Here is a 16,785-nt window from a genome sequence, read left to right on the forward strand (position 1 = left end):
AGGTCCCGGCCGCTTTTTTTTATCGCGAGGTGAATGCCGGCCTCAGTTCCTGTCGCTCAACCAGTTTGTAATTGGCTTCCTGGGCCCTGATTTTTTGCTCTGTACTACCTGCTACTACCGGAACATTGTTCTGGTAAACGTCAAGCCTGACCGCCTTCTGGTTGTCGTTGATGTAATTTCCTATTACCTGCTTCAGCTGTTTTTTGAAAGCTGCCCCGGTAACAGGGAAAGCAACGTCGATCCTGCGGTGAAAATTACGATGTGTCCAGTCGCCCGACGAAAGGAATATGTCTTCCAGGCCGTCGTTAAGGAAGTAGAAAATCCTGGAGTTTTCGTGGTAACGATCCACAATTCTTAACGCTGTTATGTTTTCGCTGATAGTGGGGAGATCCGGGATGAGACAGAGACAGTTGTTGACAACCAGGGTCACGGAAACGCCCACGCGTGCGGCGTGATAGAGCTTATCGATAATCTGCTTGTCCTGTAGCTGGTTGATTTTGATGACGATGACAGCTTTTTTCCCCATTTTGCTGTGCTGGATTTCCCGGTCAATCATTTCGATAAGCCGCCTGTACATATTGAACTGGCTGACATGGAGCGTATTGAAGGGGAGATACTTGTATTTTTTTGCTTCCTGCCCGGTGGCGAGGTAGGCAAACAATAGTTCCAGTTCGTTGCAAATCTCAGTTTGAGAGGTCAGTAGCACGTGATCTACCGATTCGTTGGCAGTCAGCCGGTAAAACCCGCCTGTACCGAGGTAAGCATACCGCTCCCAGCCTTTTTTTACCTTCCTTTTAATCAGTGCGATTTTGGCATGAACCTTCAGACCAGGCGTGCTGAACACCACCTTGATCCCGGCATCCTTCATTTTTTTCGCCCAAACGGGGCTTTCAAGGTCACTGAGTTTGGGATTGAGCTCGACGAACGCCAGTACTTTTTTGCCGTTTCGCGCCGCGCTGATCAGCGAGTTTACCAAAAATGACTGGCCGCTGATCTTGTATAGTGAGACGTGAATTTCCTTTACGAACGGATCAATAGCAGCGTCGTTGAAAAATTTTACGATCGGCCAGTGCGAGTGGTAGGGGAGGTGCAGCAACTGGTCTCCGCCCTGCAAAGCTTCGAAAATATTGGTGGTGGGCTCAACCAGTGAGAATTGCTTTTGGAGCGGGTATTCCAGCCGTTTTCCGAGTGCCGGAAAAGTCGTGAAGGAACTGTAATGCAGGTAATCGCCGGGGGCAATCCAGCCGTCCATAGGAATGTCAAACCTTTCCGACAGAAAGTGCTTCATCTGGTCGGGCATTCCTTTTTCGCAGTATACAATTTGCGGTACCACGAAATTTTGTTTTTCCAATTGCCTGGCCACGCGTGAGGCATACAGAGGGATCAGTTCGTCGTCCAGTTCCGGGGCCGAAGGCCTTTCGAAACGCAGGCAAAAGCTTTCGTACACCTTGAAGCCCGCGAATACCAGGTCCAGGTTGCAGCGGATAACGTCTTCCAGAAAGGCAATGTGTTTTCCCGCGCCCTGCTCGGGAAGTTCAACAAACCTGGTGGTATGCTCAAGCGGAATGTTTACGGAAGCAAACATAAACTCGTCGGAGTCCGTACCGGTGTTTTCCATCGCATTCTCTTTCTTGAGCCTGACGATCAGTTGAAACAGGGACGGGTCCGAAAAAAAGCTTTTGAAAGGTTTCCTGCCGGTCAGGAAGAGAGGCTGGATGTACCTGAATACTTCCTTTAAAAAATAACTTCTTAAAAAGTCCTGCTGGATTGCGGGTAGGGGCTGCTGAAAATACAGGTGAACTCCGTTTTCTCTCAGTGCCGGGAGAATTTCCTGTTTGAGGACGTAATTGAATTCGTCACATTGATTGGCTAACGTCTCTCTGATATGTTCCAGCAGTGTTTCCGGGAACAGGTTCAGTTTCTCGAGTGTGTCTTTGCTGGCCAGCGACATGGCACTGAGCAGAGGAATTTTTTCGTTGACGAAATCGTCTTTTTCCTTGGCAAACCGCCCCAATGACCGGAGCCTTTCAGCCAGCGGGACGTTCTCGTCCCTGGCTTCCAGCAACAGCCGATGGGTGTAGGACAACCAGCTTAAGCTATTGTCAAAATAAGGATGCGATACGTCTAACATGTCGTTATTGGCCCCAGGTTTCCGGCGACAACCGCCACTGGTTCAGTAATTCAACCTGTTTTTTGGAGATGTAGCTTTTTTCAAGCGCAGTTTCAATCAGCGTCTGGTAGTGACTAAGCACTTCAAGCGGCACGTTGGCGGCGTCAAAGGCGGATGCCGCAACTTCAAAACCGTAAGTAAAAATAGCGATTGCGCCTACAACATTGGCGCCGCTGTCGGTCAGTGCTTTTACCGCTTTCAGCGAGCTGCCGCCTGTTGAGATGAGGTCTTCGAGCACTACCACATTTTTGCCTACGGGAACCGGACCTTCTATCTGGTTGCCCATGCCGTGCTTTTTAGGCTCGGGGCGCACGTAACCGAAGGGAAGGCCGAGAAGGTCCGCCACCAAAGCTCCCTGGGCGATACCGGCGGTTGCAACACCGGCTATGACTTCCACGTTCGGGAAACTCGCTTTTATCCGCTCCGCTAAAGCCGCTTTAATCAGCGTGCGGACAGCCGGGAAAGCAAGCGCTACGCGGTTATCACAATAAATAGGAGACTGCCATCCGGAGCTCCAGCGGAAGGGCTGGTCAGGGCTTAGCTTGATTGCCTCTATTTCAAGTAGTTTCTCTGCTATTTTTTGTGAAATAAGCCTGGTGTCCAATTTTGTACAGGGTTAGTACGTGGTTTGATTTCAACTCCGCTATCGCCGGTTCAGGTGCGTATAAACCGGCGCAGCCGTAGCCTCCAAAATCAAAAATAGGACTTTTAATCTTCCAATCCTGACGGAAATCCAAGAAAATATTATTGCCGGAATGAAGGTCGTCCGTAGCGGGTTTAAAACCAATAAGTTGGGTGTACTTAGTAGTCGCTGTCGCCGGAAGCGCCGGTCGAGACCAGTATTTTGTCGATCCTGCTTCTGTCCATATCCACTACTTCGAGCAGGAAGCCTTTCCACTCTATTTTCTCCCCGGTTTCCGGAATGTCTTCCAGGACGTGAAGAATAAAACCGCCGAGCGTGTTGAAACCTACCAGCTCTTTTTTTTCGGTTTCGCTGAGTGCAATATCGAAATGGGTCAGGAAGTCGTCGAAAGGAAGCTGTCCGTCGATCAGGTAACTGCCGTCGGTTCGCTCAATGATTTCGCTTTCTTCTTCTTCCGATATGTCGCCCAGCAGTTCGTAGACAATGTCATAAATGGTCGCTACGCCGATTACGCTTCCGTATTCATCAACGATAATACCGAAGTGAACTTTGTTCTCCTTGAATTTTTCCAGGGCCTGATAGGCACGGTTGCTTTCGGGCAGGTAAACAGGTTCCCTGACAAAATGTTTCAGAACTTCCGAATTTTTCTGGTCCAGCTGCTGATCAATCAGGTCTTTCGTATAAATCAGGCCGATGACGTTGTCCAGGGAGTCTTTGCAAAGCGGGTAGACCGAATATTTGGTATCCATGATGGTCCTCCTGGTTTCTTCAAACGGCACGCTTACATCCAGCCAGACTACCTCTTGCCTGGGGGTCATCAGAGAAGCAATTTTCCGGTCGCCCAGGTGAAAAACGTTATGGACAATTTCTTTTTCAATTTCTTCGAACACGCCGCCGGAAGTCCCTTCAACGATCAGGCTTTTTACTTCTTCCTCGGTAACGGTATTGCCGGATGGCTTTAACCCGATCAGGTTGACAATCAAGTCACTCGACCAACTCAGCAGGACAATAAAAGGCTTGGTCAGCCTGGAGAGGAAGGCCATTGGCCCGGCTACCATTTTTGATATGCCTTCGGCGTTGGACATTCCGATTCTTTTGGGGACCAGCTCACCCAATATCAGCGAAAAGAAGGTAATTCCAAGTAAAACCAGGGCGGTTGACAAGGTAACGGCGTAGGGCTTCAGCCGCTCGAACTGTTCCAGGAAGGACTGGAGCATGGTTGTCATTTTATCGCCCGAGTACATACCGGTCAGAAGGCCGATGAGGGTAATGCCTATCTGGACCGTCGACAAAAAGGTGTTGGGGGAATTGGCGAGATCCAGCGCCTGTCTTGCACTGCTGCTTCCCGCTTTGGCCTGTGATTCAAGCCGTGATTTTCTTGCGGAAACAAGTGCGATTTCAGACATAGAAAAAATGCCATTCAAAAGCACCAGGAGCAAAATGATAAGGAATTCCAAGAAATCCGAATATTATTGATGAGATAGCTAGCAGGCGGGGGGATGGAAATCGGAAATCAGAAATCAGAAATCGGAAATCGGAAATCGGAAATCAGAAATCGGACTGCGTCGAGGTTGATTCCGGACTGCTCCCCACACCTGAAACAAATTTATGAATTTTAAATAGGCGGGCTAAAAAGTCTTTACTTATTTTTGCTTTATCCTTTGGGTAAATTTTGACTATGGTAATATTTTTCGCTGACCGTCCGCTCACTATCTGTGACAAAAAGGACCTGGAAGAAAACGACAACGCGCATTTTGATCACATTGTCGATGTCAGATTGCTCAACAGGAAAAACCTGGAGCCGGGCGGCCATGTGCTGTTCCTGAACGTTACAGCCAAATTCGCCGTTGAAATCGTGCGCATGCTCCGGGAAAACCCGCCGGCCGACCTGCTTTCTGTGAAGCTGGTGGTGAATGACAAAAAAGCAGTAATAGAGAGTGTCAAGAGTGAGTTCAAGGTAATTAAAGCGGCCGGGGGGATAGTTGTGCAGAATGATCGCTGTCTGCTGATATACCGGAAGAAAAAGTGGGACTTGCCAAAAGGGAAGCTTGACAAGGATGAGCAGTCGAAGAAAGCTGCAGTGCGTGAGATCTTTGAGGAAACCGGCGTTTCAGGTAAACTTGTAAATAAGATTTGTACCACCTGGCATACCTATACTTACAACAACGAGGTGGTATTGAAACGGACAAAATGGTTCCTGTTGCGTTGTATTTCCGACAGGGAAATGAAACCGCAGGTAGAAGAAGAGATCGAAAAGCTGGAATGGGTGCCTTTGAACCGGGTTAAATCCTATCTGGTGAACTCTTACAGCTCAATCCGCTACGTTTTCGAGTGCTTTGACAGCGAACCGCTGGAGGCGGAAAAGCTCCGCTAGGAGGTGGCCAGTTCGGCCGGCAGCCGGTAAGGTAGAAATTCGTCGACGTTTTGTCCGTATCTGTAAAGGTCACGCACAATGCTGGAGCTGATCGGGGCAAGGTGCGGCGAAGTAATCAGAAATATAGTTTCGATTTCCTCGTAAACATACCGGTTTACCTGGGAAATAGCGTTTTCGTATTCAAAGTCGGTCGTATTGCGCAGTCCCCGCAGGATATAGCGGGCACCGAGCTCCCTGGCAACCTGGGCGGTAAGCCCGTCGTAGGAGATCACACGCACCTGGTCATTTTCCTCAAAGCTTTCCTTGATCAGCTTTTCCATCACTTTTACAGGGAAAAACCGTTTCTTGTTAATATTGGTACCGATACCGATAATAATTTCATCGAAGAGCGTCAATCCCCGCGCAACAATATCATGATGCCCTTTGGTGAAAGGGTCAAAAGAACCCGGAAACAAAGCGATGTTTTTCATAGGGGTAAGGTTTGAGTGGTGAGCGATGAGGGCAGGGGATAGAGGTTCAACCCTCGCCTCTCAGACCTGACAACTCATAACAATTTAGAAGTGCAAAATAACGGTGGTCAGCGAGGTCTTCAAACTCGTCGGGATAGGCCAGTTGCCTGGGTTTTTTAGCGAAAAAAATATGGGGCAGGAACCGCGCCAGTTCACCAAAAACGCCTGAAAAGGGGGTGGTTTCCCCCGAAAGGCACAGCTCAACGCCTTCAGGGAGGTAGTTGAGTTCATTCAGAAATGAAAGAACAAAAAAAGTAGCCTCTTCCGGGTTATGAAAACGGAAGCGATTGCAGAACTGGAGTTTCTTTTTTTCCAGTACGAGCGCAATAAAAAAGCCTTCCTGGAATTGGAGGAACACCTGCGTATCTTTCGAAGCGTCGGTTTTTCGCAATGCGCCGAGCAACAAGGGCGTACAGATATGTGAAAAGAAAAGCGGCTGGAGCGCAAAATGATCCTGGAAAAAATTCCACCATTCAGCCGGCATCTGGAACACACTGTACATGCCCAAAGCGGGCAGGTGCTCGTGTAAAGCCTTGTTAGTGGCCAGAACCGGGTGTCCCTGCGTGAGCTGCAGATAGCGTGCGGCGTATTCTTTCCTGAAAAGAGAATCGGGAATGAGCGTAAAACCGTCGGTACTGACGGTAATATGGATGGCTTTCCAACCTGTGAGCGCCAGTACGGGGTGGTCAAAGACCAGGAGCTTCAGGTTTTCGAGCACCTGGTGCGGTGTCAGGAACATGTCCGACGCATAGTCTTCCAGCCACACGCACTCTCCTGCCTGTGCTACAAAAAAGCGAAGCCTGAACTCGCTGATTTCAATGTGCAGGTAGCTGTGATAGGCCAGTGCCTGTGTAAGCCCGCCCCTGGAAACCAGGGCCGTTCGTACCCACTTCGTCCCGCTCTTCAAATTGGTGTTGCTCAAATCAATCGTTTTTGAATGCCCGTCCATTGTAATCCGTCATATAGCGATTCCAGCGAATCAATTTCGTCGAAAATGGGGTCATACGTTCCCTTTTCAAGGCTCTTTATTTCCTGCAGTGTCATTAGCCTGAGTGCGGCAATCAGTTGATCGTCTGCGCAAAGTTCGGGGTCACTGCCGGGGCTGAATGAAAACGGTGTAATAATCCGGGTCTTGAAATACAATTCTATTGCATGCAGCGGATGCCGGAGAAATTCCCGCAGGAACATAAATTCCCTGACCTCAACTGTAAGCCCGGTTTCCTCTAGTATTTCGCGTTTTACTGCTGACCGGACCGATTCGCCAAACTCTACGCCGCCTCCTGGTGGCGCCCAGTAAAGCGCGCCTTCCACCAGTCCGCGGTGAGCCACCAGCAAAACGGAATTACCCTGAATGCATAGCCCGCTGGCCCTGACCCGGAGCCGGTTGCCAAAGACTGCATTCACGGTTTCTGTCATATCGCTGCCTGACGTTTTCGGGCCAAATATAGCGACAATGCGGGAACGGGAAGATAAATCGGTGACGTGAACGTGCTAAAAAAGGCTAATATCCACCTGCGATATAGCTTTCAAGCGACTGAATCCGGTTTTTTTGTTCGTTGATAATGGCGGTTACGATATCGTTGATCGAGATAATACCGAACAATTGCCCGTTTTCATTCACCGGCAGGTGCCGGATATGTTTTTCGGACATAATCTGCATACAATCCTCCACTTTTTGTTCTACGTCTACCGTGATTACCGGAGAAGTCATCACATCCCGTATGAGCGTATCTTTCGAGGCCCTTCCTTTCAGGATACCTTTCCTGGCGTAATCCCGCTCTGAAAATATGCCGGTCAGTTCCTCATTTTCCAAAACCAGAACGGCCCCTATATTTTTCTCCTCCATCAGTTGCAGGGCCTCCAAAACGGTATGACCAGGGGTGACATGCCACAAGTAATTTTGGGCTTTGCTGTTGAGAATTTGTCTGACTTTCATATTTACGTGTTAGTTGGGGTTATTGAATTCAAAAAGTAATTTTGTCCGCCGGCTCGCCTAAGTGGGAAAAACAGGCCTGCCCGGCGCGCGGCACGGTGCTGATGCAGCGGCCCTTTATTAGGAATATCCGGTACAATATAAATAAAATAATATGAAATAGCTATGAGGAGGGAAATCGGAAGTCAGAAATCGGAAATCAGCCCGCAGCAGGGTTAAAAGCAGCGCAGACTCCAACTTCCCATTCCCATTCCCGTTTTCCGATCTCCGTTTTCCGATTTCCGTTTTCCGATTTCCCACTTCCGATCTCCAATTCCCACCCAACACAGCCCATCATGATTGAGCGTAACGATGCTTCCCGGGTTCTGGCCGCTTCTTTCCCCTTTACGCCGACGCAGAGCCAGGAACGTTTCTTTCAAAAAATGAATGTTTTCCTGGACCGCGCGTCTGACGGGAGGGCAGGATACGACTGTTTTGTGCTGAAGGGCTATGCCGGAACCGGGAAGACCACTCTGGTAAGCGTCCTGGTCAAGGTGGTGAAACAGTTTGGTTACCAGACCGTTTTACTGGCGCCTACCGGCCGGGCCGCGAAAGTGATGAGCGCTTATTCCGGTCGGAAATCATTTACGATTCATCGGAAGATCTACCGGCCACAGGAAAATGGAACGGAAAGTTTTTCGTTCGTCAGGCAGGCGAATTACCACAAGGATACTTTGTTTATCGTGGATGAGGCCTCCATGATCAGCGACGAGGCTGTTTTCGGATCCAGGGGTTTGCTCTCCGATCTTCTGGCCTATGTGCGGGAAGGGAGCGGCAATAAAATTATTTTTGTCGGGGATACCGCACAGCTTCCCCCGGTCGGGACATTGGTCAGCCCGGCGCTGGACCTGGTTTCGCTCGAAAAAAACTTCGGGGTAAAAGGACTTTCGGAGGAGTTGGTGGATGTAATGCGCCAGACGGAAGGTTCAGGTATTTTGTGGAACGCAACCGCACTGAGAAGCGGGCTTAACTTAGAAACACCTGAAATCAGGCTCTCAACCCGGCCCTTTCGCGATGTTTACCGGATGACTTCCGGGCGCCTTGAGGACGGCCTCCGGTATGCTTATGACAAGTTCGGAGAGGAAGACACAATTATCCTGACGCGATCCAACAAAGACGCGGTACTATACAACCAGTACATTCGCCGGGTGATTCATTTTGCCGAAGATGAGCTGGATGCAGGGGAAAGGCTGATGATCGTAAGGAACAATTACAGGGTGCTCGGGGACGATACAGATGCCGGTTTCCTGGCCAACGGAGATTTTGTAGAGCTTCTGAAGGTGAGAAGAATGGAAGAGATGCATGGCTTCAGGTTTGCCAATGTGACCCTCAGACTTACCGATTACGATCAGATACCGTCGTTTGAGACAAAAATTTTATTGGATACGCTGTACACGCCGACCCCTTCATTATCCGCAGCCGATAATAAAAAGCTCTATGAAAGTGTTTTGGCGGATTATGCCGATATTGCTTCAAGGAAAGAGCGGATGGAAGCGATTCGAAACGATCCTTATCTGAATGCGCTGCAAGTAAAATTTGCGTATGCGCTTACCTGCCACAAGGCGCAGGGTGGCCAGTGGAGCTCCGTATTCGTCGACCAGGGGTATTTGCCGGAAAACCAGGCAGGAATCGATTTTCTCCGCTGGGTGTACACGGCTGTCACCCGGGCGACGAAGGAACTGTATCTCGTGAATTTTCACGATTCTTTTTTCGATTTGCCGGAGCGGAAGGACGTATCGGGAACGTAAATAAAAGTGGAAGGGAGACTGGAATTGTCATTCGGGTTGAAGCGTGCGGCTCTCTCCCGTCATCCCACCGCAGCGGAGGGATCTCCCTATCCCCGTACACAATCCCTTTCAGAGAGCTTTTTTCTTGCAACAGGAGATCCTTCGGCTCCACTGCGTTGCGCTACCATTGACAACAACAGGTTTGGAGCCGCACCAACCGGACGGTCATCCCGACCGCAGCGGAGGGATCTCCCGGTCCCTGTACCCAATCCTTTTCAGAGGGCTTTTTTATAGCAACAGGAGATCCTTCAGTTCCGCTGCGCTCCGCTTCAGGATGACCGTCCGGCAGATGCGCTACCATTGACAACAACAGGTTTGGCGCCGCTCCAACCGGAGGGTCATCCCGACCGCAGTGGAGGGATCTCCCGGTCCCTGCACCTAATCCATTTCAGAAGACTTTTTTATAGCAACAGGAGATCCTTCAGTTCCACTGCGTTCCATTCAGGATGACCATCCGGCAGATGCGCTACCATTGACAACACGATGGATGGCGCCGCACCAACCGGAGGGTCATCCCGACCGCAGCGGAGGGATCTCCCTATCCCCGTACCCAATCCCTTTCAGAGGACTTTTTTATAGCAACAGGAGATCCTTCGGCTCCACTGCGTTGCGCTCAGGATGACCATCCGGCAGATGCGCTACCATTGACAACAACAGGTTTGGCGCCGCACCAACCGGATGGTCATCCCGACCGCAGCGGAGGGATCTCCCTATCCCCGTACCCAATCCCTTTCAGAGGGCTTTTTTCTTGCAACAGGAGATCCTTCGACTCCGCTGCGCTCCGCTTCAGGATGACCGTCCGGGCGGTAGCCTCCGGCAACCATTGACTTCCATTGACAACATCTATTTGTCATCTCCGCTACAAGGTGTTTTCGAAAAAAAACTTCTTTCTCAGAATGACCCTCTGGTCGACCCCTCTCCGGCTGCTGACGAGGGACTTCCCGGTTTACCTGGTTTGACCCGGAATGACGGATTAATCCCGCAAACCGAACAATTCAACTGCCTCTTCATAAGACAATTGCCTGCCGGATAACCTGCCGGCTTGCCCGCCGGGTACGATAATGTAACGGTACTGTCCGTCCGGTGGGGTTAGGGCGCTGCCCTGGTCGGGGTTGGTACACCAAAGCCTTACTTTTTTGTCAAGCAATGCATACTCCAGCCGGACCTGTGTCAGGTTACTGGCTACGGTAAAAGGAAGCGGACGGATCTGGTTATCGTCCTGCGTCAACTTAACATACACCAATACCATGCCTTTGTCCAGCACAGTCTGATCGAGGGGTGGTGCGGCGAAGTCATGAAAAAAGCGCACCAGGCCTGCACCCGACGAGCGGGTCCACATATTGGTGGTTACTGATTTCCAATCAGAATAAATAACGTTTGCGGTCCCCGGAGCACCCGGATCACCTTTTGGTCCCGGCACACCGGTACCATCTTTGCCGGCAGGTCCCTCAGGGCCTTCGCAACCTGAAAGTGAAACAATTGAGACGAAAAGGGCTGCGCTTAATAAAAGCTTGTACACAATGTTCATGTAGCGTATGATTAAGATAATAAAAACACCTTTTGGATTGCTTAAGGAGAGGCCTTTTTTTGCTGTTGTAAATTTCCTAATTCCTGAAGACTTTAGCAAAAAATGTTTCATCTTTGAGGTGAGGATGGCGGTATCCGACCGCCTTCTTATGTTCGCAAAAAACCGATCAGAAACCAATTAACCCGCCCGGAATGGCCGATAAAAAACTTTTTCTTTTAGATGCAATGGCGCTGATTTACCGCGCTCATTTTGCATTTATCAAAGCTCCCCGGATTACATCAAAGGGGCAGAATACAAGTGCGGTATTCGGCTTTACGAATACGCTTCTCGAAGTGCTGCAAAAAGAAAAGCCCACGCACCTCGGCGTTGCATTCGATACCGCTGCCCCGACTTTCAGGCATATACAGTTTGAAGCTTATAAGGCGCAGCGTGAAGCCCAGCCCGAAGATATTACCTTCGCCATTCCCTACGTCATTAAGCTTCTGCGTGCCATGAATATCCCCTGCCTGACATTGGACGGGTATGAAGCGGACGATGTCATTGGAACCATAGCCAAAAAGGCGCGCCGCGAAGGGTTTGAAGTGTTCATGATGACGCCTGATAAGGACTTCGGACAGCTGGTCGAGCCATCGCTCTATATATATAAGCCCGCTTTCCTGGGCAAGGGCGCTGAAGTGCTCGGTGTGAACGAAGTATTGGAAAGGTGGCAGATTGAAAGGATCGACCAGGTGGTAGACATGCTGGGGCTTATGGGCGATGCCGTTGATAACATCCCGGGCATTCCGGGTGTGGGAGAAAAGACGGCGCAAAAGCTGATTGCCCAGTACGGGAGCGTGGAGGGATTGCTTGAACATGCTTCCGAAATCAAGGGAAAGCTTGGTGAAAAGATTGTTGAAAACGGGCATCTCGCCACGCTGTCCAAACAATTGGCGACGATAGATATCGACGTACCGATAGAGTTTGACCCGGAAGGTCTTGAAATTACCCCGGTTAACCGGGAGGAGGTGAGCCTGCTGTTCGATGAGCTTGAATTCAGAACGCTCCGCAAGCGTGTGCTCGGCGACGACCCGCTCGCTGAAGAATACCAGGCGAAACCTGTTCCGGCAAAGCCAAAAAATGGCCAGCTTGACCTGTTCTCCGGCGCCGGCCAGGTAACGGCGGAGGTGGAGGTAGTTGTGGAGGTCGGTGAGCAGGTGTCGCCGTTGAGAAATATTACGAACACGCGCCATTATTACCACATTGTGGATACCCCGGAGCTGCGCGAAAGCCTGGTTGGCTACCTGCTGCTTCAGGACCGGGTTTGCTTCGATACCGAAACAACGGATACCAACGCGCTGGAAGCCGAACTGGTCGGGCTTTCGTTTGCCTATCTGCCGGGAGAAGCCTTCTATATACCGGTCCCTGCAGATCGCGCGGAAGCCCAGGCAATTGTGGAGGTATTCCGGGTGTTTTTTGAAAACCCGGCTATTGAAAAGATTGCCCAGAATATTAAATATGATATGCAGGTGCTGGCTTCCTACGGGGTGACGGTAGCGGGGAAACTGTCGGATACCATGTTGGCTCATTATCTCATAGAGCCGGACAAACGACATAATATGGACATTCTGTCCGAGGATTTTCTGCGCTACACACCGGTTTCAATTGAAAACCTGATCGGGAAAAAGGGTGCCGGACAGGGAAATATGAGAGATGTGGAAGTTAGCGCTATCGCCGAATACGCGGCGGAAGATGCTGACGTGACGCTGCAGCTCCATCAAAAGCTGATGCCGGAAGTGATACGGGTGGGTGCGAAAGGGCTGCTGGAAAATGTTGAGATGCCGCTCGTGCGTGTTTTGGCTGACATGGAGGCCGAGGGAGTCCGGGTAGACCTGAAAGCGCTGCAGGAAATGTCCCTTGAGCTTGAAAGTGATATCCGTGTGATTGAAGGCCAGATTTTCGGGCTGTCAGGCGGACCGTTTAACCTGAATTCCCCGAAACAGTTGGGGGAGGTGCTTTTTGAGCGCATGCAATTGATCAAGAACCCCAAAAAGACCAAAACGGGGCAATATGCCACCGGAGAAGAGGTGCTTTCAGGGCTTGAAAATGAGCATGAGATTGCCAGGAAGATACTGGATTACAGGGAGCTGCAGAAGTTAAAGTCAACCTATGTGGATGCGCTTCCCGCTATGATCAGCCCCCGTACCGGTCATATTCATACTTCCTACAACCAGGCAGTGGCAGCGACCGGCCGGTTGAGCAGCAACAACCCCAATTTGCAGAACATTCCTATCCGCACACCCCGCGGCCGGGAGATCAGGCGGGCGTTCGTGCCGAGAAATGAAGAGTACCGGATTCTTTCAGCCGACTACTCGCAGATTGAATTGCGTATTATGGCGGCTTTCTCAGAAGATGCTACCATGATGGAAGCTTTTAACCAAAACCTGGATATCCACGCCAGCACGGCGGCAAAGGTGTTTAAGGTTCCGCTGGAGTCCGTTACTTCAGATATGCGGAGAAAAGCGAAAATGGTCAATTTTGGTATTATTTACGGGATATCGGCGTTCGGGCTGGGCCAACGGCTGGGAATCTCCAGAACTGAAGCCGCGGAAATCATTACCTCTTATTTTGAGCAATTCCCGTCGGTCAAAGCTTATATGGACCGGGTCGTGAACCAGGCGCGGGAGGACCTTTACGTCGAAACGATGCTGGGAAGAAGGCGTTATTTGCCCGACATCAATTCCCGCAACCAGACCAACCGCGGATTTGCCGAACGAAATGCGATCAACGCACCCATCCAGGGGTCGGCAGCAGACATGATCAAGGTAGCCATGATCAATATCCATAATTTTATAAAGCAGGAAAACCTAAAATCACGTATGATCCTTCAGGTGCATGACGAATTGGTCTTTGATGCGCACCGGGATGAAATAGGTTACCTTTCTGAAAGGGTTGACGAACTTATGAGGACCGCCGTGCCGTTATCTGTTAAGATGGCAACCGGGATCGGGGTGGGCGGCAACTGGCTCGAAGCGCACTAAAAAAAAAGGCGACGGGAGTTGGACATTGGATAGATTTTGCTGAAAACGCAGACATGAACCACAGAGTAGTAATTACAGGGATAGGAATTTATTCATGCCTCGGACAGGACCTCGAATCGGTTAAAAAGTCCTTGTTTGAGGGAAAAAGCGGCATTGTACTGGATCAGTCCAGGAAAGAGTTCGGCTTCAGGTCGGGCCTGACCGGCTATGTGCCCGAGCCTGATTTGAAAGCCAGGCTGTCGAGACGGCAGCGAATCGGTATGCACCAGCCCGCCATGTACGCTTACATGTCGACAATCGAGGCGATGGAACTCTCCGGCCTTGATCCCGATTTCCTGGAGCAGAATGAAACCGGGATTATTTTCGGGAACGACAGTACGGCCGCATCGGTGGTGGAGGCAATTGACAAAACCAAAGAGAAGCGGGATACCACCCTGATCGGCAGCGGGGCAATTTTCCAGAATATGAACAGCACGGTAAATATGAACCTGGCGACCATATTCAGGTTGAAGGGGATTAATTTTACACTCAGTGCCGCCTGTGCTTCCGGTTCACACGCAATCGGCATGGCTTACCTGATGATCAGGCAGGGGCTGCAGGACCGGATTATTTGCGGCGGAGCCCAGGAAATCAATCCTTATGCAATGGCTAGTTTCGATGGGCTGGGAACGTTTTCCCTGCGGGAGTCCGAGCCGGTAGCTGCATCGCGTCCTTTTGACCGGAGCCGCGACGGCCTGGTGCCCGGCGGAGGTGCCGCAACCGTAATACTGGAGTCATATGAGTCGGCAAAGCGGCGCAATGCACCCATCCTGGGGGAATTGGTCGGTTACGGTTTTTCTTCCAACGGTGATCATATCTCCAACCCGGATATTGACGGGCAGCTGCGGTCTTTGCAGATGGCGCTGAAACAGGCCGGGATGAATGCGGATGAAATTGACTATATCAACGCTCACGCAACCTCCACGCCGGTAGGCGATGCATCGGAAGCAAGGGCGATTTACGAAATTTTCGGGGACCGCGTCCCGGTCAGCTCTACCAAATCAATGACCGGGCATGAATGCTGGATGGCCGGTGCCAGTGAAATCGTCTACTCCATGCTGATGATGGAGGGAGGCTTTGTGGCGCCCAATATCAATTTTGAGAGCCCGGATGAAGATACGGCAAAGATTCAGGTGGTTGCCCAGACAAAAAATGCCGAAATAAACGTTTTTTTATCTAACTCTTTCGGTTTCGGAGGAACCAACTCAACGCTCATTGTGAAAAAGTGGAACCCCTGACGGGAAGCAGGCCGATGCTGACAAGCGTCATTTTTTTGAAACAGTTTCAGACGTAATTTTAAATCGTTATCAGTTATGGGAGCAAGAAGTAATGAATATCACTACGAGACAGTGGTTGATGCGATTAATGAACTTCGTGAAAAAGGATATACGGATGACTTTAACCTGGAGGCCAATTGCCTGGTTTGCGGCATTGGCAGGTTTACACATGAAGAGTTCGAGGTACATGAAGTTTACCGCTATGAAGGGATGAGCGATCCCGGTGACGAAGCGACCGTTTACGGCATTGCTTCCAAGTCGGGTGTAAAAGGGATACTGGTGACGGGCAACGCCTCTGAAATAGATGAAAGATCGGAAGAAATACTAAAGAAACTTCGCTACTAATGGCGTACATACTGGGTAGAAAGGTGTATACCGACGGGCAGGAGTTAGGGAATTGCCTGTTGAAAATTGAAAACCGTCAAATAAAAGAACTAAGTACCCTGGCACCTGACCAGGAACCGCCGGCTGAAACAGTGGTATACGACTGCCTGGCGCCAGGCTTTATCGACGTGCACATCAATGGCGGTGAAACCCTGCATTTTACCCAAAGCCCGACGCGGGAAGCGCTGATCGACATGGCATCGGCAAGCCGGCTGACAGGTACGCCCTTTCTTTTACCCACGTGTATTACTTCGCCCTGGGAAAATATCCTGGGGGCAATAGATGCGACACGGGCATTTATGGAGGAATTTCCGGAGGCCGGCGTGCTCGGCATGCATTTGGAAGGTCCGTTTCTGAATCCGAAGAAACGTGGCGCTCACCTCGAGCGTTTCATTCAAAAGCCAACGGACAATTTGTTGCTGGAGCTTATAGAAAAGGGCCGGGGAGTATTAAAAATAATTACCGTAGCGCCCGAATACTTTTCTGCCGAACAACTGATCCGGCTGCAGCGGGCCGGGATTGTAGTTTCAGCGGGGCATTCGAATGCAACCTACCGGGAGGCGGCCTATGCCTTTGAAAACGGCGTTGGCCTTTGTACCCATCTTTACAACGCCATGTCGGCTTTTGGTCACCGGGAGCCCGGGCTTGTCGGGGCGGTTTTCGATTTCCCTGATGTATACGCGCCTATCATCCTGGATGGCATACACTGCGACTTCGCGGCTGCGCGCGTAGCCTATAAACAAAAAGGGGAAAAGCTGTTTCTCATTTCTGACGCCCTTTTCCTGGGCAAGAAAAAGAAAACATTTCAGTGGGAGGAATTCGATGCAAGCCTGATTGACGACCGGTACGTGAATACCGAGGGTAACCTGTCGGGAGGCGCCGTATCGTTGCCGGAAGTATTGGTAAATGCCGTATTGGAAGTGAAAATCCCGCTGGCGGAAGCAGTGGCCATGTGTACGCTCCGGCCGGCCAAAGTGCTCGGTCTCGAAGACAGGATCGGTAGAATTGCGCCGGGGTACCCCGCGGTATTCACTGTATTCTCCGACCGGCTGAGTAATTTTGGTAGTGTATCATTTTAATATGGC

At 50.6% G+C, this 16,785-nt stretch carries 16 protein-coding genes; 6 read left to right on the plus strand and 10 right to left on the minus strand.

All coding sequences use genetic code 11. From position 1 onward, the window contains the following. Positions 1–19: 19 nt before the first annotated feature. The 3 genes from ppk1 to ABD852_RS17905 form a co-directional block, all read right to left on the minus strand. A complete protein-coding gene (gene ppk1 / locus ABD852_RS17895) occupies positions 20–2,131 on the minus strand; it encodes a polyphosphate kinase 1 (protein WP_345031384.1) in 2,112 nt (703 codons plus the stop codon). 4 nt (positions 2,132–2,135) lie between these two features. After that, entirely contained in the window at positions 2,136–2,774 is a 639-nt protein-coding gene (gene pyrE / locus ABD852_RS17900) for an orotate phosphoribosyltransferase (protein ID WP_345031386.1), read from the minus strand. A gap of 197 nt (positions 2,775–2,971) precedes the next feature. Further along, positions 2,972–4,270: a hemolysin family protein gene (locus tag ABD852_RS17905; RefSeq protein WP_345031388.1), complete on the minus strand. Its 1,299-nt coding sequence runs from the start codon at positions 4,268–4,270 to the stop codon at positions 2,972–2,974. 221 nt (positions 4,271–4,491) lie between these two features. Here ABD852_RS17905 and ABD852_RS17910 point away from each other — a divergent pair, with 221 nt between their 5' ends. Then, positions 4,492–5,187: an NUDIX hydrolase gene (locus ABD852_RS17910; RefSeq protein WP_345031390.1), complete on the plus strand. Its 696-nt coding sequence runs from the start codon at positions 4,492–4,494 to the stop codon at positions 5,185–5,187. Here ABD852_RS17910 and coaD read toward each other — a convergent pair. The 4 genes from coaD to ABD852_RS17930 all read right to left on the minus strand — a co-directional run bounded on the left by coaD (position 5,184) and on the right by ABD852_RS17930 (position 7,632). Further along, positions 5,184–5,657 carry a pantetheine-phosphate adenylyltransferase gene (gene coaD, locus ABD852_RS17915; protein WP_345031392.1) on the minus strand — a complete coding sequence of 158 codons (474 nt, stop codon included), beginning with the start codon at positions 5,655–5,657 and terminating at the stop codon, positions 5,184–5,186. The genes ABD852_RS17910 and coaD overlap by 4 nt on opposite strands. Positions 5,658–5,703: 46 nt before the next feature. Then, a complete protein-coding gene (locus ABD852_RS17920; RefSeq protein ID WP_345031393.1) occupies positions 5,704–6,618 on the minus strand; it encodes a DUF3822 family protein in 915 nt (304 codons plus the stop codon). Continuing rightward, the gene (locus tag ABD852_RS17925) at positions 6,615–7,112 is read right to left on the minus strand and encodes an NUDIX domain-containing protein (RefSeq protein WP_345031396.1); all 498 of its coding nucleotides are present in this window, start codon (positions 7,110–7,112) and stop codon (positions 6,615–6,617) included. The genes ABD852_RS17920 and ABD852_RS17925 overlap by 4 nt, the downstream gene beginning before the upstream one ends. Before the next feature lie 85 nt (positions 7,113–7,197). Further along, positions 7,198–7,632, minus strand: coding sequence for a CBS domain-containing protein (locus ABD852_RS17930; RefSeq protein WP_345031398.1), 435 nt, complete (start codon positions 7,630–7,632; stop codon positions 7,198–7,200). 332 nt (positions 7,633–7,964) lie between these two features. Between ABD852_RS17930 and ABD852_RS17935 the strand changes: the two genes are divergently transcribed. Continuing rightward, positions 7,965–9,416 (plus strand): ATP-dependent DNA helicase, encoded by a 1,452-nt coding sequence (locus ABD852_RS17935; protein WP_345031400.1) that lies wholly within the window; start codon positions 7,965–7,967, stop codon positions 9,414–9,416. A gap of 160 nt (positions 9,417–9,576) precedes the next feature. On the opposite strand, the gene ABD852_RS17940 is transcribed toward ABD852_RS17935, so the two are convergent. The 3 genes from ABD852_RS17940 to ABD852_RS17950 all read right to left on the minus strand — a co-directional run bounded on the left by ABD852_RS17940 (position 9,577) and on the right by ABD852_RS17950 (position 10,983). After that, positions 9,577–9,756: a hypothetical protein gene (locus tag ABD852_RS17940; protein ID WP_345031401.1), complete on the minus strand. Its 180-nt coding sequence runs from the start codon at positions 9,754–9,756 to the stop codon at positions 9,577–9,579. 409 nt (positions 9,757–10,165) lie between these two features. After that, positions 10,166–10,309: a hypothetical protein gene (locus ABD852_RS17945; RefSeq protein WP_345031402.1), complete on the minus strand. Its 144-nt coding sequence runs from the start codon at positions 10,307–10,309 to the stop codon at positions 10,166–10,168. A gap of 119 nt (positions 10,310–10,428) precedes the next feature. Beyond that, positions 10,429–10,983 (minus strand): collagen-like triple helix repeat-containing protein, encoded by a 555-nt coding sequence (locus ABD852_RS17950; protein ID WP_345031404.1) that lies wholly within the window; start codon positions 10,981–10,983, stop codon positions 10,429–10,431. A 191-nt stretch (positions 10,984–11,174) separates the two neighbouring features. On the opposite strand from ABD852_RS17950, the gene polA reads away from it, so the two are divergent. From polA to nagA, 4 genes are all read left to right on the plus strand, one after another. Next, positions 11,175–14,000, plus strand: coding sequence for a DNA polymerase I (polA, locus tag ABD852_RS17955; protein WP_345031406.1), 2,826 nt, complete (start codon positions 11,175–11,177; stop codon positions 13,998–14,000). Positions 14,001–14,053: 53 nt separating this feature from the next. Further along, the gene (locus ABD852_RS17960) at positions 14,054–15,277 is read left to right on the plus strand and encodes a beta-ketoacyl-[acyl-carrier-protein] synthase family protein (protein ID WP_345031409.1); all 1,224 of its coding nucleotides are present in this window, start codon (positions 14,054–14,056) and stop codon (positions 15,275–15,277) included. 75 nt (positions 15,278–15,352) lie between these two features. Continuing rightward, positions 15,353–15,661: a hypothetical protein gene (locus ABD852_RS17965; protein WP_345031412.1), complete on the plus strand. Its 309-nt coding sequence runs from the start codon at positions 15,353–15,355 to the stop codon at positions 15,659–15,661. Further along, positions 15,661–16,779, plus strand: a complete 1,119-nt coding sequence (gene nagA, locus ABD852_RS17970) for an N-acetylglucosamine-6-phosphate deacetylase (RefSeq protein ID WP_345031414.1) — start codon at positions 15,661–15,663, stop codon at positions 16,777–16,779. Before ABD852_RS17965 ends, nagA begins: the two co-directional genes overlap by 1 nt. The last annotated feature ends 6 nt before the right edge of the window (positions 16,780–16,785 follow it).

Source organism: Ravibacter arvi (assembly GCF_039540405.1).
In the GTDB taxonomy this organism is placed as follows: domain Bacteria; phylum Bacteroidota; class Bacteroidia; order Cytophagales; family Spirosomataceae; genus Ravibacter; species Ravibacter arvi.